The 20,075-nt window shown below is 57.3% G+C and carries 14 protein-coding genes; 7 read left to right on the top strand and 7 right to left on the bottom strand.

The window, feature by feature from the left end:
• Positions 1-773, bottom strand: a 773-nt coding sequence (locus tag DXD94_RS07170; protein WP_147347136.1) for a LysR family transcriptional regulator, incomplete at its 3' end; no start/stop codon positions are given.
• A 217-nt stretch (positions 774-990) separates the two neighbouring features.
• Here DXD94_RS07170 and DXD94_RS07175 point away from each other — a divergent pair.
• Both DXD94_RS07175 and DXD94_RS07180 read left to right on the top strand, forming a co-directional pair.
• Positions 991-2,046 carry a YeiH family protein gene (locus DXD94_RS07175; protein WP_117734607.1) on the top strand — a complete coding sequence of 352 codons (1,056 nt, stop codon included), beginning with the start codon at positions 991-993 and terminating at the stop codon, positions 2,044-2,046.
• 189 nt (positions 2,047-2,235) lie between these two features.
• Positions 2,236-2,673 carry a helix-turn-helix domain-containing protein gene (locus DXD94_RS07180; protein WP_117734606.1) on the top strand — a complete coding sequence of 146 codons (438 nt, stop codon included), beginning with the start codon at positions 2,236-2,238 and terminating at the stop codon, positions 2,671-2,673.
• A gap of 224 nt (positions 2,674-2,897) precedes the next feature.
• Here the strand turns inward: DXD94_RS07180 and DXD94_RS07185 are convergent, their stop codons facing one another.
• Together DXD94_RS07185 and DXD94_RS07190 are read right to left on the bottom strand one after the other, a co-directional pair.
• Entirely contained in the window at positions 2,898-3,242 is a 345-nt protein-coding gene (locus tag DXD94_RS07185; protein WP_117763665.1) for a DUF6508 domain-containing protein, read from the bottom strand.
• Between the two features lie 9 nt (positions 3,243-3,251).
• Positions 3,252-4,985: a DUF262 domain-containing protein gene (locus DXD94_RS07190; RefSeq protein WP_117734604.1), complete on the bottom strand. Its 1,734-nt coding sequence runs from the start codon at positions 4,983-4,985 to the stop codon at positions 3,252-3,254.
• A 287-nt stretch (positions 4,986-5,272) separates the two neighbouring features.
• On the opposite strand from DXD94_RS07190, the gene DXD94_RS07195 reads away from it, so the two are divergent.
• A complete protein-coding gene (locus tag DXD94_RS07195; protein ID WP_117734603.1) occupies positions 5,273-5,803 on the top strand; it encodes a flavodoxin family protein in 531 nt (176 codons plus the stop codon).
• Between the two features lie 383 nt (positions 5,804-6,186).
• On the top strand, positions 6,187-7,395 hold the full coding sequence (locus tag DXD94_RS07205; RefSeq protein WP_117734602.1) for an ATP-binding protein: 1,209 nt from the start codon (positions 6,187-6,189) through the stop codon (positions 7,393-7,395).
• Between the two features lie 90 nt (positions 7,396-7,485).
• On the opposite strand, the gene DXD94_RS07210 is transcribed toward DXD94_RS07205, so the two are convergent.
• Entirely contained in the window at positions 7,486-9,726 is a 2,241-nt protein-coding gene (locus DXD94_RS07210) for a DNA gyrase subunit A (protein ID WP_117763666.1), read from the bottom strand.
• A 45-nt stretch (positions 9,727-9,771) separates the two neighbouring features.
• Positions 9,772-11,769, bottom strand: a complete 1,998-nt coding sequence (locus DXD94_RS07215; RefSeq protein WP_117734600.1) for a type IIA DNA topoisomerase subunit B — start codon at positions 11,767-11,769, stop codon at positions 9,772-9,774.
• A 252-nt stretch (positions 11,770-12,021) separates the two neighbouring features.
• On the opposite strand from DXD94_RS07215, the gene DXD94_RS07220 reads away from it, so the two are divergent.
• The 3 genes from DXD94_RS07220 (at position 12,022) to DXD94_RS07230 (ending at position 14,268) form a co-directional block, all read left to right on the top strand.
• The gene (locus tag DXD94_RS07220) at positions 12,022-13,230 is read left to right on the top strand and encodes an ATP-binding protein (protein ID WP_117763667.1); all 1,209 of its coding nucleotides are present in this window, start codon (positions 12,022-12,024) and stop codon (positions 13,228-13,230) included.
• A 213-nt stretch (positions 13,231-13,443) separates the two neighbouring features.
• Positions 13,444-13,674 (top strand): helix-turn-helix transcriptional regulator, encoded by a 231-nt coding sequence (locus DXD94_RS07225; RefSeq protein ID WP_117763668.1) that lies wholly within the window; start codon positions 13,444-13,446, stop codon positions 13,672-13,674.
• A gap of 9 nt (positions 13,675-13,683) precedes the next feature.
• Positions 13,684-14,268: a hypothetical protein gene (locus DXD94_RS07230; RefSeq protein ID WP_117743328.1), complete on the top strand. Its 585-nt coding sequence runs from the start codon at positions 13,684-13,686 to the stop codon at positions 14,266-14,268.
• 89 nt (positions 14,269-14,357) lie between these two features.
• Here the strand turns inward: DXD94_RS07230 and DXD94_RS07235 are convergent, their stop codons facing one another.
• The gene (locus DXD94_RS07235) at positions 14,358-18,725 is read right to left on the bottom strand and encodes a hypothetical protein (RefSeq protein WP_117763669.1); all 4,368 of its coding nucleotides are present in this window, start codon (positions 18,723-18,725) and stop codon (positions 14,358-14,360) included.
• Between the two features lie 155 nt (positions 18,726-18,880).
• Positions 18,881-19,885: a helix-turn-helix transcriptional regulator gene (locus DXD94_RS09725; RefSeq protein WP_199568417.1), complete on the bottom strand. Its 1,005-nt coding sequence runs from the start codon at positions 19,883-19,885 to the stop codon at positions 18,881-18,883.
• Positions 19,886-20,075 lie beyond the last annotated feature (190 nt).

Raw genomic sequence — 20,075 nt, forward strand, 5'->3', positions numbered from 1 at the left:
CCGTGGGGACACATGTATGTCAATCCTGGTCTAACAGAGCCAAACGTAATGCCAGTCCCCGCCCGGACGCACAGCTTGATGGCGGGGATGCTGGCGACCTCGAACGTGCCTGCGAAGTCGTCAAGATCGAGGTCGCGCGCGGCGAGGTGCTTCTCTAGGATCTCGCGCGTGCCCGACCCCGCTTCGCGTAGGATGAGCCTGCGGTCGAGTAGGCTGGCCATGGATACCGGCTTATAGGACGCGTCGAACTCATCTGCGCTCCCAACAGCTACATAGCGCTCGCGCGATACCGGGGCGGAGTCGAAGAGGGCCCTGTTAAAGGATCCTTCTACCAAGGCGAAATCAATAGTACCGGCCTCCAGGCCTTCCACAAGCTCCTGCGTGTTGCCAACGCTCATCTGCACCATCTCGTCGGGATGTTTTGCCATATGGCGGGCGAGTACGCGGGGAATCCAATAGTCGCAGATGGTGCGCGTGCAGCCAAAACGCAGGGGAGCCTTGGCGGGCTGCTCCAGCGTTAGGGCTTTCGCTTGCGCCTTGAGCCTCGTCTCATCGTTCTCCATTGTTTCGAGCGCTCGAAACAGCATCGCCCCCGCTTGCGTGAGCTCGCCGCGCCGGCCGCCCTTGTGGAAGAGGGCGCACCCGTAATGCGCCTCGAGCTGCCGGATATGCTGCGATACGGCGGGCTGGGTGATATGGAGCTCCGCTGCCGCCTGCGTGAAGCTGCCCAGCCTGCAGACCGTCAAGAACGTATGGGTGCGGTAATCCAGCACGTTGACTCCTATGCTCAAGAATCATCTATAACATCGTCCATATATAACAAATACTTATAGAGTGATAACCAATAGGGTGAAAAGAATTATAAGCCAAGGTAGTACTATCGCTATGCATTCAATCTTGGCTGTTTGCCGAGAGAGATTTGGGTTTATGTCGTAGGCGGCGGAGCGGTTCCGCGCATGCAGGGACGGCGCGTATAGAGAGGAAGAAGATATGGCGGAAAGAACGTGGGACAAGGTTCAAGATAGCTGGAGGGGCGTGGCGCTATGCCTGCTTATCGCTCTGCCGGCATGGTTTTTGGGCAAGCGCTTCGACGTGATCGGCGGGCCGGTCTTCGCCATCCTCATCGGTATGGTGCTGGCGCTGTTTATTAAGGACGACGCGGCGTTGCCGTTTGCGCCCGGTATCAAGTTCACCTCTAAGAAGATCTTGCAGTACGCGGTTATCCTGTTGGGCTTTGGCCTCAACCTTTCCCAGATCGCGCGCGTGGGCGCCCGTTCGCTGCCCATTATCGTGGCGACTATCACCACGTCGCTGGTGATTTCTTTCGCCCTGCATCGCGCCCTCAAGATCCCCACCAAGATTTCCACTCTGGTGGGCGTGGGGTCGTCAATCTGCGGCGGCTCGGCAATCGCGGCGACCGCTCCGGTTATCGATGCGGACGATGAGGAGATCGCGCAGGCCATCAGCGTCATCTTCTTGTTCAACATCATCGCCGCGCTTATTTTCCCGGCTCTTGGCGGCATGCTTGGCCTTTCAAACGAGGGCTTTGGCCTGTTTGCCGGCACCGCCGTCAACGACACCTCGTCCGTAACCGCCGCCGCTGCCGCGTGGGACGGCATACACCCTGGCGCCAATACGTTGGACGAGGCGACCATTGTGAAGCTCACCCGCACGCTCGCCATCATCCCCATCACGCTGGCGCTGGCATTTTGGCAGGTTCACAAGGCCAAGCGCGCCGCCGCGAACGGCGAGGGCGGCGAAGCTGCGGGCACGTTCGATATCAAGAAGATCTTCCCCTTCTTTATCCTCTTCTTTGTGCTTGCCAGCGTGATCACCACGGTCTTCGCGCTACCTGCGGGCGTGACCGCGCCCATAAAGGAGCTCTCCAAGTTCTTCATTGTTATGGCTATGGCGGCGATTGGTTTCAACACCAATATAGTCAAGCTGGTTAAGACGGGCGGCAAACCCATCTTTATGGGTCTGTGCTGCTGGATCGGCATCGCTCTGGTGAGCCTGGGCATGCAGCATCTGCTTGGCATTTGGTAGGCTATTGTCTTTAAAAGGAAAAAAGCATCGCGCGTTCTGCGCCTCGAAATCTCAGAAGGGGTTTCGAGGCGTTTTTTAGGGCGGCGGATTAGCATTCTGAGTGCAACGGCATGGGGCCTGCTCACGAGCGTGGCGCACTCCCGGGGGCTACGATGTTGGCTGTCTAGGTCAACGTCGGAGCGAGGGGACATGCGCCGCTACAGGCATCTTAGCGCCGAGGAGCGCGACAGGATAGCGGAGATGCACGCGAGGCATGAGGGGGTCTCGGCTATCGCCGCTGCGATAGGCAGGAACAAGTCCACGGTGAGCAGGGAGATCGCCAGGAACGGCCGGAACGGGCGCTACGGGGCCATCGCCGCCCAGTCGCGCTCCGACGCCCGCCGCAAGGCCTGCAGGCCCCGCAAGAGGCTCTCCGACCCGGCCCTCGCGGCCGAGGTGCGCAGGCGCATCGTCGACGACCGCCGGTCGCCCGAGCAGATAGACGGCAGGTCCCGCCTCGAGCGCGGCGGGCGCTGCGTCGTGAGCTTCTCCACCATCTACCGTGCCGTGAACGCCGGCGAGCCCGCCTATTCCGAAGGGGGCATACGGGCGGTATCCGCCCGCTATGATTCTCGTAGTTCATCTTGACCACGGGTTCATTTTAAGTAAGCAGTGCAGCTATGAGCTGAGGATAAAGCGCCACAGTGTGCCCCGCGCTCTCGACTTCTCGGTAGAAACGTGAGCCTTTGGTCAATGCATCTCAAGATTGAGCGATGGTTCCGCTTTTGATTTGGTGGCATGACGGAGTGCGACGGCATGGCATTGTCGCATCGCTGTGCTGTCGCAGCGCCAGACGTCTTCGTGGCCGCCGTTCAGCCCTCGTCGAGCTCCTTCAGCCGGAAGAGGCAGCGGTCCAGAAACCCGCTCCTGGCTTGCGCGGCAAGGAGTCCGTCGCAGAAGCGGTCGCCACGAACGCACCACGTGATGCATGCACGTATCAGGTCAATGTCCCCATGGTCGATGTCGCAGCTGCCTATGCCTTCCGAGGTGTCGATGCCATGGCGTTCAAGCGTCTCGAAGTAGCTGGTGTCCGCGAACCCGTCCAGTTCATAGAAATCGTCGACGAAATCCTCGAGTCCGAGCGTCCCGCCCCCAAGCTCGACATTCATGTTTCTGTCCTCCAGCTTGCCAGCGTGCTTGGTTAGTCTTTCGAACATGTTCGCTCCTTAGCTCAAAAGTCCGTTGTCGCCCAGGTAGTCCACGAAGGCATCGATGATCTGAGCCGTGCGAGTCGCGATGTCTATTTCGGTGAAGTCTCCCATGACTTGTGTCAGGCGCTTGAGTTCCGCGATCTTTGTTCCGGCTTTGCGCTTGCCATTGCCGTCGGTGTATCCCTCATAGTACTTGCGTTTATCGCAGAATCTGTAGTCGGCCGCGCGGATGTTTACACGCTTCTCGAGCAGCGCCTTGTTACCCAGCGCCTCCAGGTTGGATTGGTCGACGAGCGGGTCTACCTCGTTGCGCTTCTTGGCATAGATGTGCTCAATTTCGAGCGTAGTGTCTAGGTCCATGAGTGGTTGATCTGGGTCTGCGTACGCCCACCAAGTGAGCATGGACTTCGTTACAGGCCTGCCGTTGGTGAACACGTAGGTTCGGAATCGCTCAGCAATATTTGCGCGATTGAAGTGGTGGTTGGGAAACTCCACCGGGCGGTGCTCCACGATGTTGATCATCTCGGGATACACTGGCGAACGCAGCGCATTTACGCCGGGACGCTCAATGGCGTAGGCGAGAACGAATGCCGTGATCTTGTTTAGAAAGCCGTAGAGTGCCTCGTCATCGAGGACACTTTTGCTGTCGCGGTTGGCAAGGAACCAGACGCTTAGCAGATAGGTCCACATGCCGTTGGGGGCGTAGTTCAGCACGAAGAGCCTGCGGAGCACGCGCTCGCTGAACCCTTCCTGCGCGTCGACGCGTTTCCAGAAGCCGAGCAGCGCCTCGAGATCGTCGAGCGTGGCGTCCTCCTTGAGCATGGCGTAGCCATCGGCACCGAAGAAGTCGCGCAACGATGCGGTGGTCGTGTCGCGGATGCCTTTCTTCGCGCGGCGGTAGTACATATAGCGCGTAAATAGCTCATCGGTTGGTGTACCGCGCATGGGCCGGAAGATAGCGTTCGCTCCCTCCTCGAGCGCCTTCCAGCGACGGATGAACTCGTCCTTGCGCCCCGTGTCGGAATAATGCTTGTAGAACTGGCTTTTGAAGATGTCGGCATCCGAGAGAGGCAGCCCTCGGTCGTTTAGAGTCGAGAAGATGCGTAGCGCGGTGTCCTGCGACTCCGCTTCAATGGGTAACAGTATCACATTGTTGATGACGCGTGTGGCCATGTAGACGGTGTAGGTGGGCCACTCGCTCACCAGTTGTTCAATTTTCCTCTGGAAGAAAGCGAAGTTGCGGGCATAAGCGCTCTTCCAGCCATCGCCTACGTTGCCCTCTCGTAAAATCTCGAGGAATTCATTCTTGTCGTTGTCCGATGCAACCTCGGAGTCGATCTTGAGGCGCTCCATGTCGGGCTCGTCGAACTCGTCGGTTTTCCATACACAACGGGCGATTGCCTCGCGCATCTTCACAGACTGCTTATCCTTCATGTTGGTGAACTTGTCGTAGAACGCGCGGAGCAGCAGCATGATGGTGGTGAGGCGCTGCTGGCCGTCAATGATCTCAAGTTGGCCAGAGAGGTTCTTAAAGGTGACGATGGGCCCTAGAAAGTATTCGTCGTTTTCGCTGTCGAAACGCTCGTAGTCATCGCCTGGAAAAGCGAACGAGAACAGGTCATCCCACAGCGTTGCGCATTCATCCTCGCCCCAGGCGTAGGGCCTCTGGTAGTCGGGGATGAGGAAGTCTGATCGCTTATCGGTGAGAAGATCGCGAATCGATCGCTGGTCGATGTTGAGCTTGGACATGAGCTGTACCTTCCGCGCAGGAACAATCAAGATGACACGGATTATATCGCCGAAGTCGTCATTCGCTCCATTGCTGAGAGTTATTGAATCTAGCAACCTCTGGCCAACCCTTACGGTTTCATGTCGTGATCCATATCGGCGCTGATCAATGCCCGTGATGCTTCTGCTTGCACCTTCTTTGGAGGGCACGAACGAGAGATGCGGTCTACAGACGACTGAATAGCTCCATTCGTTTTGGTTACAAGAAAACATGCTGCGCGCCTGCGGCATGAAGGAGAGGGAATCCTATGAAAATCGTTGTATTGAGCGGCAGCCCGCGCAAGGGCGCCAATACCGACACCATGGTTGAGGCGTTTGCCGAGACCGCGCGTGAGGGCGACAATGCGGTCGAGGTCGTCCGCGTTGCCAGCAAGAAGATCGCCGGCTGCTTGGGATGCCAATACTGCTTCGCCCATGAGGGCGTCTGCGTGCAGAAGGATGACATGGCCAACGTGATCGAGTCGCTGAAAGACACCGACATGGTTGTCTTCGCTTCGCCTATCTACTGGTTTGATATCACTGCACAGGAGAAGGCTGTCATCGACCGCCTGTACGCCTTCGGTGCTACGGGCTTCCCGTTCACCAAGACGGCCCTTTTGCTCGATAGCCACAGCGAGGGCGTCTATGATGCGGCTATCGCTATGTACAAGTCAGCCTGCGCGTACTGCAAGTGGGAGGACCAGGGCATTGTCACCATTAGCGGCATGACCGAGCGCGACAGCATGGCCTCCTCGCCCAAGCTGGAAAAGGTGCGAGAGCTCGCTCGCAAGCTCGCCTAAGGGCTCGAAGAGCGCATGGCAATCAACACTAGTGGAAATGCTTGCTGTCCTTACCAAGAGGAATGCTGATTGCCATGCGTTGAAGTCCTTGCGGACAATCTTGGCGCGCTAGGAGGCCTTCTCGCTCAGGAACTCCTTGAACGCGGGGATGTCGAAGCCGACGAGGCCACGTCCACGTTCCCCGATAACGCCGTCCTCGAGGAGGCGGCGTTTGTATTGACTTGCATAGTTGCTGGCGACGCCCATACGCTTGGCAATTTCTGAGACCCTGCTGGGGCCAGAATCGGGCAGAAGACTGTGAGTGAAAATCGGGAGTAGCGCTCCCGATTTTGACCAATTAACGTTTGTACGAGATAATAGACTCCATAACGGGAGGCGATTGTATGTACATCGAGCGCGAAATTGAACAGACGATAGATTCGATGCTGGGACAGGGAAAAGTTGTCTTGGTGACCGGAGCGCGCCAAGTTGGGAAGACGACGGTTCTCAAGCAACATCTAGGCGACCGATTCGACTATGTTTCGATGGAGAACCCGCGGGATTATCTTCTTGCAAAAGAGGACGCCGCCCTGTTTTTCGAGTCTCATGATCTGCCGATCATCATTGATGAGATTCAGCGAGTGCCTGAGCTTTTTTCTCCGGTGAAGTGGGTTGTCGATCAATCAGAGGAGAAGGGACGAATCGTCCTCACGGGATCCCAGACATATCACCTTATGAAAGGGGTGAGCGAATCCTTGGCGGGGAGGATTAGAATTCTGGAGATGCCCTCTTTAAGCTTGCGCGAACTCGTTGGTGGTCCCCAGGGCCCTCGTCCGTATATCCCCAAAAAGGTTTCCTTGGCCTCTAAGATGTCTTCGGGAAATATTTGGAACATCATCCATAGGGGTTCGATGCCCGAACTGCAAGACCCAACTATCGATTGGGACTCCTATTATTCCGACTACGTTGCCGCATATCTCGAACGCGATGTTCGCGATCTTGTAAACGTAAAGGATGAGGCGAAGTTCTACAGCTTTATGGTCGCGTGCGCAGCGAGAACGGGGCAACTGTTAAATGCCACCGATATTGGAAACACCGTTGACGTCGACCGTAAGACGGTGAAGGCTTGGCTCTCGGTTTTGCAGGCGTCGAACATCGTTCGGATTGTCGAGCCCTTTTGGCCTAATGTTGATAAGCGTCTGACCAAGACCCCTAAGATATTCTTTATGGATACAGGTCTTGTTTGTCATCTAACGAGGTGGATAACGCCGGAGCAATTGCGCAATGGGGCCGCGGCGGGGCATATATTTGAGACGTTCGTTGTCTCGGAAATTTTGAAGAGCTTTATGAACACGGGGAAGAGCCTTCGCGACGTATGGTTCTATCGAGACCAAAAGAAGCGCGAAATTGATTTGCTCATCCAAGAGGGCCATATTCTCCATCCCGTCGAGGTGAAGATGTCGGCCACGGTGGGCAAAGATGCGGTGAAGAATTTTTCCTGTCTCGAGGGCCTGACCGGCTATGAAATTGGGTTTGGACACGTTGTCTGCCAAACCCCGGATCCATACCTTATTACCAAGGATGTCCAAGCGATTCCTGTGTGGGGCATATGATATACGTTGCAACGAGCGGGGCACGGAGCGCGATGTTGCTGCGTTCCGGGCCCCACCGTTTTAAGAGCTTATGGCGGTTCTGCCGTTGTTTTAGTCAAACAGGCTCGGCATGTCGTTTTCCTTCATGAGGGCACCGGCAGAAGGCAGGCTCTGCGCAGTGAACTTTTCGGCCGAGACACCGGCACCAAGAATCTCTTCGGTCGTGCCGATGGTGGTGACCGAGCGGCCCTTCTTGGCCGTGAAAGCCTGGACGCCCTGCGTGTTGGTGGTCGTCTTGGTCTTAAGCAGCGACGTGTTGAAGTTCATCAAACGATAGTCGCTCGAGACCAGCGCGATGTCGCGATCTTCCTTGAGCACCTGCGCATACAGCAGCTTACTGCCGCCGTAGATGGCGTTCTTAAGGCGCTTGCGGTTGGTCTTGGTGACGTATCCGGCAAGTGCGACGCGCACCACACGGCCGTTCTCAAAGACAAACAGTACGTCGGCTTTGTAATCCTCGGGGTCGATGACCCAGAGCACGCTCTCGTCGGGTTCCATTTCGAGGTCGGTCGGCAGGTATGAGCCCAGCTGGGCCGACTTGGTATCCTCAAACGCCGCAACCTTGCACTTGTATACCTGGCTCTTGTTGGTAAAGACCAGCAGCTCGTGAGTGTTGGAGGACGGGAACTCGATAAAGGGTTTGTCGCCGTCCTTGTACTTGAGTGTGGTCGCCTTCTTGAGCACGCGGTCCGTCATCTTCTTAAGGTAGCCATCGCGCGAGAGCATGATAGTGACCGGGTACTCCTCGACCTCGGGCTCCAAGCTTACTTCGATAACCTCATGGGGCTCGATCCTGCCCGTGCGGCGCGGCATCACGTACTTCTTGTTGACCGCGGCCAGCTCGTCGCTGATGACCTTCTTGATGTTCTCCTCGCTGGAGAGGATCTCCTCGAGCTCGGTAATCTCGCCCTCGAGTTTTGCGATGTCCTTGGTGCGGTTGAGGATGTACTCCTCGTTGATGTTGCGGAGCTTAAGCTCGGCAACAAACTCGGCCTGGGTCTCGTCGATGTCGAAACCCTTCATAAGGTTGGGCACGACCTCGGCCTCAAGCTTGGTGCCGCGAATGATGGCGATGGCCTTGTCGATGTCGAGCAGGATCGCCTCGAGGCCGTGCAGCAGGTGCAGGCGCTCGGACTTTTTGCCCAGGTCAAAGTTAATGCGGCGACGCGTGGACTGAATGCGCCATGCGACCCACTCGTGCAGGATCTGGCGCACGCCCATAACGCGGGGGTAGCCGTCGACCAGCACGTTGAAGTTGCATGAGAACGAGTCCTGCAGCGTGGTTGAGCGGTAGAGCTTGGCCATGAGCTTATCGGGGTCGACACCGCGCTTAAGGTCGATTGCGATGCGCAGGCCCGAAAGGTCGGTCTCGTCGCGGATGTCGGCGATCTCTTTGAGTTTGCCCTCTTTGGAGAGCTTGACGATGCGCTCGATGATGACATCGGTCTTGGTGGTGTAGGGAATCTCGTAGACCTCGATGATGCGCTCTTCGGGAATCCAGCGCCAGCGGGAGCGAATCTGGAAGCTGCCAAGGCCGGTCTCGACGATCTTCTCCATCTCCTCGCGGCGGTAGATGATCTCGCCGCCGGTCGAGAAGTCGGGCATGGGCATGTACTCGAGCAGGTCGCAGTCGGGATCCTGCAGGTAGTGCATCGTGGCAGTGCAGACCTCGTTGAGGTTGAAGCCGCAGATGTCGGATGCCATGGCGACGCCGATGCCCTTATTGGCCGAGACGAGGATGTTGGGGAACGTGGTGGGCAGCAGGCGCGGCTCCTTCATGGCACCGTCGTAGCTGTCAACAAAGTCGACCGGGTCCTTGTCGATGTCCTTGAAGATCTCGGCGCTGATGGGCGCGAGTTTGGCCTCGGTATAACGCGAGGCGGCGTAGCTCAGGTCGCCCGAATAGTACTTGCCAAAGTTGCCCTTTGACTCCACGAAGGGGGCAAGAAGCGCTTCGTTGCCGGTGGCCAGGCGCACCATCGTCTCGTAGATCGCGCCGTCGCCGTGCGGGTTGAGCTTCATGGTCTGGCCCACGATGTTGGCGCTCTTCTGGCGCTCGCCCTTGAGCAGGCCCATCTTGTACATGGTGTAGAGTAGCTTGCGGTGCGAGGGCTTAAAGCCATCGATCTCGGGGAACGCACGCGACACGTTAACGCTCATGGCGTAGGGCATGTAGTTGACCTCGAGCGTCTGCGTGATCGGCTGGTCGGTGACCTCGGAGTGCAGGCCGATGACGTTCTCGGCGTTGACCTGCTTTTTCTTTGGCTGGTTCTTCGTCTTCTTCTTTGCCACGATTTCCTCTTGAACTTCTTATGGGCCGTCGTTATTGATTTGCTGCTACTGCAGATCTAGCTGGTCCAGGTATTCCTTGCCGTGCTCGGAGATATGGCGCTTACGGCCCGCCTCGTCGTTGCCCAGCAACAGGTTGAACATGGTTTCCATCTTGGTGACGTCCTCGGACTCCACCTTGATCAGGCGGCGCGTTTCGGGGTTCATGGTGGTGAGCCACATCATGTCCGGATCGTTTTCACCAAGACCCTTGGAGCGGTTGATGGAACACTTCTGGCCGCCAATCTCTTTGAGGATGCCGTTTTTCTCGAGTTCGGTGTAGGCAAAGTAGGTTTTCTCTTTGCAGTTGATCTCGTAGAGCGGCGACTCGGCGATATACACGTACCCCTCGTCGATAAGCGTGGGCACCAGGCGGTAGAGCATGGTGAGCACGAGTGTGCGGATGTGATAACCGTCGACGTCGGCATCCGTACAGATGATGACCTTGTTCCAGTTGAGGTTGTCCAAGTCGAAGGCACCAAGGTTCTTGATGCGCTTGTCCTTGATCTCCACGCCGCAGCCCAGCACGCGCATGAGGTCCATGATGATGTCGGACTTAAAGATGCGCGGATAATCCTCCTTCAGGCAGTTGAGGATCTTGCCTCGGACGGGCATAACGCCCTGGAACTCGGCATCGCGCGACGTGCGGATGGCGCCTGCTGCCGAGTCGCCCTCTACGATGTAGATCTCGCGACGGTTCTTGTCCTTGGAACGGCAGTCGATGAACTTCTGCACGCGGTTGGCCATGTCGGTCTTCTGCTGCAGATTGGTCTTAATGCTCTGACGCGTCTTCTCGGCGTTCTCGCGCGAGCGCTTGTTGATGAGTACCTGCTCCATGATCTTGTTGGCGGCGTCTTTGTTCTCGATCAAGTAGGTCGAGAGGCGCTCCTTAAAGAATGCCGTCATGGCCTGCTGGATAAAGCGGTTATTGATGGCCTTCTTGGTCTGGTTTTCGTAGGACGTCTGAGTGGAGAAGCAGTTGGTCACCAGTACCAGACAGTCCTGAACGTCTTGCCACTTAATGCCGCTCTCGTTTTTGTTGTACTTGCCTTGGCCCTTAATGTAGGCATCGATGGCGCTGGTCAGAGCACTGCGCGCGGCCTTCTCGGGCGAGCCGCCGTTCTCGAGCCATGATGAGTTGTGGTAGTACTCCTGCATCATGAAAGTGCGCGAGAAGCACATGCAAGCAGTGATTTTTACGTTGTAATCGGGCAGGTCCTCGCGATCGCGACCGCGACGATCGGCCTCAATAAAGAAGGGCTCGGTAAGGTAGTCGGTACCGACCTTCTCAAGCACGTAGTCCTCGATGCCCTTGGGATAGCAAAAATCCTCTTCGGAAAACTCGCCATCGTCACCCTCAATACGCAGGCGGAAGGTCACGTTGGCGTTGACCACGGCCTGGCGGCGCATGGTCTCGCGATACCAGTCGTGGGGAATGCTGATCGAGGTAAAGACCTCAAGATCGGGGCGCCACTTGATAGTGGTGCCGGTGCGGTTCTCGTCGCTGGGCTCAATCTCGAGTGCCTTCTTCTTGGCGCCGACAACCTTGCCCTTCTTAAAGTGCAGGGAGTACTTGTTGCCGTCGCGCCAGACGGTGACGTCCATGTACTCGGAGGCGTACTGGGTCGCGCACGAGCCCAGGCCGTTGGTGCCGAGCGAGAAGTCATAGTCGCCGCCCTGGTTGTTGTTGTACTTGCCGCCGGCGTAGAGCTCGCAAAAGACGAGCTCCCAGTTAAAGCGCTTCTCGGAGGGGTTCCAGTCGAGCGGGCAGCCACGGCCGTTGTCCTCTACCTGAATAGAGCCATCGCGAAAAGCGGTGAGGGTGATGAGCTTGCCGTAGCCCTGGCGCGCCTCGTCAACGGCGTTGGACAGGATCTCGAAGGCGGCATGCGCACAACCGTCGAGTCCGTCCGAGCCAAAGATGACGGCGGGGCGCAGGCGTACGCGCTCCTCGTCCTTGAGCTGGCGGATACTGTCGTTACCATAGTTTGCGGTGTTTTTTGCCATACTCGCTCTCTCGGTGCTCCTTTGCTGCGTTTAAGTCATATAGATAGTCAAAGTAGCATAGCCCAGCCCACAGACGATTCCACCCAACACGAAATCCATCGAACAATCGTTCGTGGTATATTGATTGATGTTACTTTATTGGGAGAAATAGCTGAATGAAATCAAGAGTTATTTGATTTCATTTAGTAGAATAAGACATATATTAAACGAAAACGAATCAAGAGAGCTTTTATTTAATAGAACGGTGAAGATATGAAGATTATCGAACGTCCTCAATATATGGAAGCGCTTCTTGGCGCTAAGGGAACGCCGGACATCAAGGTTATTGCCGGCATTCGTAGGTGCGGCAAATCTGTTCTACTGGAAGCTCTTGCTGATCGCTTTCGTGAGGCCGACCCCGATGCCAATATTATCCGCATCAATTTCAATCTCCTCGAATTCGAGGAACTAACGGATTATCGAGCATTGCATCGCTACGTTGAGGAAGGCTATTGCGAGGGCCTCGATAACATTGTGATGATCGATGAGGTGCAAACCTGCGTTGGGTTCGAAAAAGTGGTCAATAGCCTTCATGCATCGGGAAAATACGATATCTACGTTACTGGCTCCAACGCTTTCTTGCTTTCGAGTGATTTGGCGACGCTTTTTCGCGGGCGGACATATGAGGTTGAAGTATTTCCGTTTTCCTTGCTTGAGTTTTCGACATATCACGAAATTCATAACCCGGACGAAGCGCTTGACCGATATTTGAGAGAGGGCGGAATGCCTGGCTCATATTTGTATCCTAGCGAGCGAGCTCGCTATCGATATATTGCGAACGTGCTAGATGTCTTGGTTTTGCGTGATGTGGAAGAAAAGCATGGGGTTCGTAACAAGGTGCAGCTAGAACGTGCATGCGATTTCCTAATGGACAATATCGGTAACATATCTTCTGTTAGCGGGATTGTGGCTGCGCTGGATGCTGCCGGAACACGCGTTTCCGTGGCAACGCTCGCCCAGTACCTCGGATATTTATGCCAGGCCTTTGCGTTCTATCGAGTGCGCCGCTATGACGTAGGCGGTAAAAAGTACCTCACTTCGGGTGATAAATACTATTTATCGGATCATGCAATCAGATACGCAAAACTGGGCACTAAAAAGCTCGACTTCGGGCACGTATATGAAAATATGGTCGCCATAGAGCTCCTAAGACGCGGTTGGGAAATCTATGTCGGGGTGCTTTATAAGAAGGAAATCGACTTCGTGGCAATTCGTCGCGATGAGCGAGTGTATATCCAAGTTAGCGATGACATTTCGCGTCAGGAGACTTTTGAACGCGAAGTGGCACCCCTGCTTGCGATACGTGATGCGTATCCCAAAATGGTCATTGCGCGAACAAAGCACGAGGCTGTTGATTATGAGGGGATTAAGGTGGTCGACATCGCCCGATGGCTGATGGGGGAGGGGCCGGATGTCGAATAGCGGACAGTGATAGTTTACGCTCGCGTTTACTCGGACAAAACCGAGTCGGTTTTGTCCGAGTAAGTTTGAATAGCGAATCGAAATTGTTATGTCCACATGGCGATGGCGGACATGGTTTCCATAATGACAGATATAGTTGACATCTTGTGAAGGATACAATATATTTCTGTCATGTTGCAACGGATATCTGTCCATTACTACGAAAGGAACTCCATGCCGGGCAAAAAGAACCTACGCATGAAGGCGGCGCGCGCGGCGGTTGGCCTTTCGCAAGCTGACTTGGCCCAGGCCGTGGGCGTTGCGCGCCAGACCATCGGCCTGATCGAGGCGGGCGGCTACAACCCCACGCTCAATTTGTGCGTGGCAATCTGTAAAGCGCTACGCGTTACGTTGAACGACTTGTTTTGGGAAGACGAGAGCGACGTCGACCCTAATACTCTTTAGGAGTTCGCTATGAAATATGAAGATCTGAAAATCGTGCAAAAGTGGCGTGAATATGCCGGCCCAAAGGATGAGCGCCTGGAGGCTGAGAACGCGAAGATCTACAAGATTGGTTTCGTGCTGCTTTCGTTTGGCATGTTGATGATCTTTTTCTACCAGTTTATAGCTCGACAGGTTGCGTGGGTTCACAGCGACGCTAGTGAAATGCCGCATGGCTTTGCAACGCCGTTCGAGGCAGCCATGTATTTGTGGCTCGTTATCGTGATGTTGATTTGCGCAGGACTGCAAACGCGGAAGGGCTATGTCGATACCAATCGTTTTGGGCAAACCGAGCATCTTCCTGTTGGATATTTCATGCTTGTCAGCGGTCTTAGCGGCGCCGCGTTCGCGCTTGTTATTGCCGCAATGCGCTGTATCGCTGAGGCGCAGATCGTACCGCTCGAAAGCGTCTTTTGGTTGGCGAACCTGGCCACGGGCGTGTTCTGCGGTGCGACGATTTTCGCGGCCACGTTTGCTGCCCTGTGCGCAACTTTTTTCACGGCGAAAAGACGCCGTGCCAAGCTCGAGGCAGAACTCGACTCCTCTGACGACATCTAATGCGTAATGGGCTGGCTCTGGGTATCCAGAACCAGCCCATTTGATGTTCGATGAGCCGAGTCGGCGTCTCTCGAAAAAACAGCTAGGAGCTAGCGAGGCGTATCCGAATTGACCTCATTGGCGGTGTCGGTTTCGAGTGCCGTACGGCGGGCGCTGTAGGCGACGAGGCCGGCGCCTGCCGCGGCGAGTGCTGCAGCGGCTGCCATGAGGGGAGCGTTGACATCGCTCGTGCCCGCAAGCACGCCCGCTTTTCCGGAACGCTTGTTATTGCCGTGGTCCTTGCCACTGCCGGAGCTGCTTCCGTCGGATCCGCCGCCCTCGTCAGCGCCGCCGCCACTCGAGCCACCATCGCCGTCTGCTGTCATCGGGGCGTCGTGAAGTCCTGTCGTATCCGCGCTGCCGCATACGCCGACCTGCACTTCTGAGCGTTCGCATGCCGCGTCGGGCACATGAAGCTCGTGCAGTACGGCGCCCAGTGCCGAGTTTGCGCCGGGTCGGATTTCCTCGAGCGTTACGGGATCGAGCGCCACCAGGTCACGCGCCTTCGCATACAGCGTGACGCGTTTGCCCACCTCGTCGCCCCAGCTCTCCGGGATGGCAAAGCTCATGCGGAATTGTGCCGTGCAGCCCGGTGCCAGCACGGCGTTTCCATTGTCGGCAACCAGCGGGTGCGTTGCAAAACGTGCGCCCAGCGTCTCGAGTGCGTATTTCACGCGTGCCATATCGTTGGCCGAAGCGTCCTCGGCAAGCTCTGGATCGTAGATCGAAGCCATGCGTGCGTTCGCTCCGAATCCGATGGATGCGCTGGAGAACGGCTGGCTGGAGCCCTCTCGGTACAGATCGATCGTGCCGGCGGTCAGCAAGGTGTTGCCGTCGTTTCGCACCGTGACCAAAAAGGATTCGCCTGCTGCTCCGGGCACCACCGCGCCCGAGGTAGCGACCGCGCCCGTCGGAGTGGCACACGCCACCAAGGGCACTTCGATGCCGTGCAGCTTTGCCTCGCTCTTCTCCGCGCTCACAATGTGCGTGGCGAGCGCGGAGAGCATGCCTCCCGACGTCAAAAATGTCGTTATCTGATCGACGGGATGGTCCAGCTCGCACATCACGAACGGCTCCGTGAACAGATCGCCTGCCAAGGTGCTGGCGAAGATGCGGAAGTGCTTGCCCATCACTGCTACCGGGTTGCCTTCTTCGTCGTAGGTTTGTCCCACCTTGCCATCGGTATTCTCTACATAGAGCACGCACCTGCCGTTGCTGCTTACGCTAAACGACGCCGGGCCACAGCCTGCGGCACCCACGGGCTGCGTTGCAAATGCCGATGCGCCTCGCGTCCACGTAATATGCTGCAGTTGCTCGTTGACGGTTGCCAAAAAGCCCGTGTGCTGCGGCCACGGCACCGCGTGGGGTACTGTGGCGTCTGGTGACATAACGCCCCAACCCGCGATGGACTGGCCGATCACGGCGTACGATGCGCAGCCGCAACCGCCTGCGGTCTCGTACGCAACGGGCACCACCATTTTGCCGTTGATATTCTCGGGTGCGCCCAGCTCGATACTCGACGGTGCTTGCGGAAAGCGGAGAACTTGGCGGAACGTCAGGCTGTCGCCCGAAACGTCCAACCACAGGGTAAAGCACTCCAGCGCAACCTCGGCCTCGCTGCCGAGCGCCTTTTCTGCGGTGGCTCCGCGGCGGTGGAGGTAGGCACCCGACAGGCGCCCGTCGACCAGTGTCTTGCCCACCGTGATACGTGGACACTGCAGGCAATGGTAGCCATCCTCCTGAAGGCGGCCGCGCGAGATACTGCGCCACGACGTGTGCGACACCACGCGGATCTCGTCATTGCTTATGCGCAGGCGCACGACGGACAGTATGCCGGCTGTGCTTGCCGTATCGAAAAGGGTGTTGTCGCCGGCGGGGCGCTCGCCCGAGACCAGCAGCACGTAGGCGTCCTGGTTTTCCCTCCCGTCTGTATATTCCACCACGTCGAAGTCGTAATCGAATATGCCGTCACGCTCTACGTCGCCCTCGCCAAACCCAAGGGGGAAGTCCACGGGCGTGGGAGCGGACCACGTGCCGTTTGCCTTTGTGTGTACCACCAGGCGCGAGCGACCATTGTCGCCGTAGCGCACCGAGGCGATACGGAATAGGCACTCCACGCCGGCGATCATCGTTAGCCTCATGTGGGCTTCGCTGAGCACGCCGGAAAACAGCACGTTGTCGCTCGAGGGTTTTATGCCGCCGCGATCGTCCTCCGACACACAAGCAGAATTGGCGTTGGGGTCCGCAACGGCGTCCTTCGCCTGCCCGATATGGGTGTACTCATACATCGGCGCGGTGTTTTCGTTGTTTTCCATCAGTGCGTGGACAAAATGCTCAACCTGTTCCGTGTCGTCGCTCTCCGCGTCTGCCTCGAGCTCAATGCGTGTGACCGCCCGGTCCCAATCGCGTCCGACAGACGCGACGTTTTTCGCGGTGGCTGCAACCTCGGCGCGTGCGAGTAGCTCGGCGTTGGTGACGATGGTGGCAGATGCGATAAATTGCGGCACACCACCTGCCTCGGCGTTGCCGGCCGAGCCGAAGCAGGCATCCAGCGTATAAGGCGTATCCCCACCCAATGCAAGCTCAGAGCGCTGGAGCACATACTGGTCGCCGTTGTTCACCGACATATTCCACGAATCGGCGAGTGTGGGCCACGACCCCGACCAGGCCTTGGTGGTCCATTTGAACATCACGAACTGGAGTATCACATCGACATCGACGTCTGCGCCTACACGCAGCCGCGGAAGCTGGTGGCCGTCCGCTTTCTCGTACCCAATGAACAGTGTGAGGGATGCGGCGCCACGCACGGCAGACGAAGCGACGCCTGCAACGCCGGCGCCAAAGGTGACGGCAAGCCCGATCTGGATGGTGAACGAGCCCGACGTGTTGGAGTAGTCGAGCGAAATGTTCTTGAAAAACGCCGCGCCGCTACCGTGCGTGTGGGCGCCCACGGCGAGCGCCAGTTTTGCCAGCACCCAGGGGTTGACGTTTAGGAAAAACGGTACCGGTCCTAGGGCAAACTGCTCGGTCCAATTGAGGTCGGTTCTTACCTGGAAGAGGGCCTTAATATTGCCGTATGCGGGGTCGTTGTTGTTGCCCCAGGTTTTGCCCACCCAATCGTAGGCGAGCGAGCCGTACAGCTGTGTGGCGATATCCATCGTGAACAGCGGCGTGCAATGGTGGCGAAGGAGCTTGGTGTTTCTTGGATCGGTGCCCGAACCGGCACTCATACTTTTGTACTGATTCCACTTCCCCTCCATCTCGTCGAGGTAGCGGTTTGCCTGCTTGGCGCCCGATTCGCGCGGTGACTTCTTCCAGTACTCCGGATCAGGGTTGCCCGAATCGTTCATATAGCTGGCTGGTTTGTATCCTCCGCCAAACAGCACGTACCCGGCAAACGAGAAATCGAAGAGGATCGGAAATGTGGGCATCCAACACGTGAACTTATTACCGCCGATGCCGGGAAACGCCGCGGGGAAATCAAACGGAGTGATCTCTTGGTCCATGGTGGTGGGGACGATAGTGGTCGATCCGGATTCCGCCTTTGCGGCCGGCGCGGTGACAACGGCCATAGGGGATGAGAGTGTGTAGGTTTTGCCCTGGTAGTCGAGCATAAAGCGCAGCTTGCACCCTTCCTCCAGAAGGCCCGAAGCTGCATCGAGGAACGTGTCTTCAAGCGTGAACGTCGCCAGATTATCCGCGCCCGATGCGCTGGCCTTGATCTGGTCGATCTGCGTGACGGTTTCGGTTGAGCTGCCCGCAGCGGGCATCACTTTGTTGATGCGCAGCGTTGCCTGTCCACCCTGTGGCAGATGTGCCTGCACGGTAAAGGCGTGCGTATCGGGCTGCTCGTTTGCCGTGTCGTCCTTCGGCAATGCCATGAACGTGGCTTCAGCGTATTGGATGTCCCATTCGTCGAATGTGAGCTGGCGGAAGTACGGCTCGCCGTCGGAAAGCGGACGCGTGGGCGCGGTTATGGCGGTGCCGCCCTGGATACGCGCAAGGGGAATCTCGACATCGCGGTAGCCCGCCATGCTAATGGAGATGCCGCCGTTAAAGTCGTACGCGTCGAGAAGCGTTGCCTCGTCCACGTAGCCTTCCGAAAGCGGCGCGACCTCAAAGATGGCCGTGCCCTCATCGTCGGTCGTGGCGGAGAGCTGCTTGCCCGCGGCATAACGCGACGCGAGCGTGACCTGCGCTCCCTTGACGGGCATATTCTTGTTGGCGACGTCGACCACGACCACACCAAACATGGTGCGCGAGAGAACGAGCACCCTGAAGGGGTCTTTTTCGTCGGCATAGGCTTCGGTGGGCGCGAACGGCAGCAGGAAGGCATTTTCGCTTCCCGGCACGCGAGGCAACATGATGCTCGCTAGCGAGGACGCTCCGGCAACAAGTAACGAACGGCGATCAAGCATCTTGGGCTCCCATCCCGCAGGTATCGGTGGAAATAATCCAATTTTGCGAGAAGGTGCCCCGTGGCGGTAGTGCCGTTCAAGGGTCAAAATGTCCAATTTAGGCGAGCGAAGTGCCGGGCTCCGGATCGCGTTCGATGCGCTTGGCAGCCCGGTCGCTAACGCAACATATGAGCGACCAGCTCGGCGCGCGTGCCGATGCCAAGCTTTGCATATACGCCGGATAGGCGGTTTTTAACAGTGCCCGGCGACACGCCCATATGACGAGCGATTTCGGCGTTGGTCCATCCGCGGCAGGCGAGCATGGCCATGGTGAACTCTGTGGTCGTCAGGTCGTCAGCCACGTCCTCGCCCGAATCGGGGTTGTGGATGCGCCGCCAGCCGTAGCTGAATCGATACGTAATCTCGATGATACGTGCGAAATCGTCAGGGTATTGCGATTTTAGGCATGCCTCGATGAGCCCCTGCAAAAGGCCGTGGTGCTCGCCAATGAGCTCGATAAGGCCGTCGGGGCGCGCAATGTTCCAAGCGGCTCCGAAGTGCGTTTTTGCGGCGTCGACGTCTTTGAGACTCATGCATGCCATGGAAGCTGCCAGGTGCAGGAACAGTTCCGAGATCGGATAGCTCCCCTGTTTCATGATCAGGGCGTTTTCCGCCATGCCCAGACTGCGGCCGTATTCGCCGCGCAGGTACAGGGCATGCGCCATCACGTAGCTGGCGAACAGGCGCAGGCCTTCGGGCAGATGCGCCGCAAGCGGATAAAACTCTTCGGCAGAATACGGGGAAGACAAGTGCAGCAGGACGCTTGCGGCCGAGGCGAACAGGATATGCGTGGCGTGGACGGCGGGTGATTCCTCGTCAGTTGGCGTATCGAGGATGCCCGCAAGACAACGGCGGGCGTCGGCGATACGGTTGAGCGACAGGCTGGCGTATCCGCAGATAAAGCATGCGGAATAGCGCAGTGCGGAATCGGTGGCGTCAAGATAGGGGCGCGCCGTCTTGGCAGCGAGGGCGGCCTGTCCGCGAAAGTACAGCGCTTCTGCCGTGGCGATGGTGCGTGAATCGGGGTCGGAAATGCCTGCAACCGCAGCGTCAATCTGCCCCGGCACAAAGGCAGTGCACATCAACGGCATGGGAACGCATGGGTAGCCATCGCAGTCCATCTTCCATCTCCCAACAGCTGGCAACAATAGCAGCAATTGTACTCCTGTTGCTCGGGACTTGAATTTGTGGGTATCGCCTACGATTGTGCCGAACGAATAATGGAAGAGTCTATTGGCGATGCTCTTAAGGTCGTTGTCGAGGTAGAGCTAACCTTGGCATAAGGAAAAACTGCCGCCCCTGCAAAAAGCT

Origin of the sequence: Collinsella sp. TM10-22, from assembly GCF_003466125.1 — a bacterium.
In the GTDB taxonomy this organism is placed as follows: domain Bacteria; phylum Actinomycetota; class Coriobacteriia; order Coriobacteriales; family Coriobacteriaceae; genus Collinsella.

Excerpts from the sequence above, each read along its gene's own strand:
- DXD94_RS07175 (WP_117734607.1), top strand. The coding sequence starts at position 991 with ATGGCGGAAAGAACGTGGGACAAGGTTCAAGATAGCTGGAGGGGCGTG.
- DXD94_RS07180 (WP_117734606.1), top strand. The coding sequence starts at position 2,236 with ATGCGCCGCTACAGGCATCTTAGCGCCGAGGAGCGCGACAGGATAGCG.
- DXD94_RS07185 (WP_117763665.1), bottom strand. The coding sequence starts at position 3,242 with ATGTTCGAAAGACTAACCAAGCACGCTGGCAAGCTGGAGGACAGAAAC.
- DXD94_RS07190 (WP_117734604.1), bottom strand. The coding sequence starts at position 4,985 with ATGTCCAAGCTCAACATCGACCAGCGATCGATTCGCGATCTTCTCACC.
- DXD94_RS07195 (WP_117734603.1), top strand. The coding sequence starts at position 5,273 with ATGAAAATCGTTGTATTGAGCGGCAGCCCGCGCAAGGGCGCCAATACC.
- DXD94_RS07205 (WP_117734602.1), top strand. The coding sequence starts at position 6,187 with ATGTACATCGAGCGCGAAATTGAACAGACGATAGATTCGATGCTGGGA.
- DXD94_RS07215 (WP_117734600.1), bottom strand. The coding sequence starts at position 11,769 with ATGGCAAAAAACACCGCAAACTATGGTAACGACAGTATCCGCCAGCTC.
- DXD94_RS07220 (WP_117763667.1), top strand. The coding sequence starts at position 12,022 with ATGAAGATTATCGAACGTCCTCAATATATGGAAGCGCTTCTTGGCGCT.
- DXD94_RS07225 (WP_117763668.1), top strand. The coding sequence starts at position 13,444 with ATGCCGGGCAAAAAGAACCTACGCATGAAGGCGGCGCGCGCGGCGGTT.
- DXD94_RS07230 (WP_117743328.1), top strand. The coding sequence starts at position 13,684 with ATGAAATATGAAGATCTGAAAATCGTGCAAAAGTGGCGTGAATATGCC.
- DXD94_RS07235 (WP_117763669.1), bottom strand. The coding sequence starts at position 18,725 with ATGCTTGATCGCCGTTCGTTACTTGTTGCCGGAGCGTCCTCGCTAGCG.
- DXD94_RS09725 (WP_199568417.1), bottom strand. The coding sequence starts at position 19,885 with ATGGACTGCGATGGCTACCCATGCGTTCCCATGCCGTTGATGTGCACT.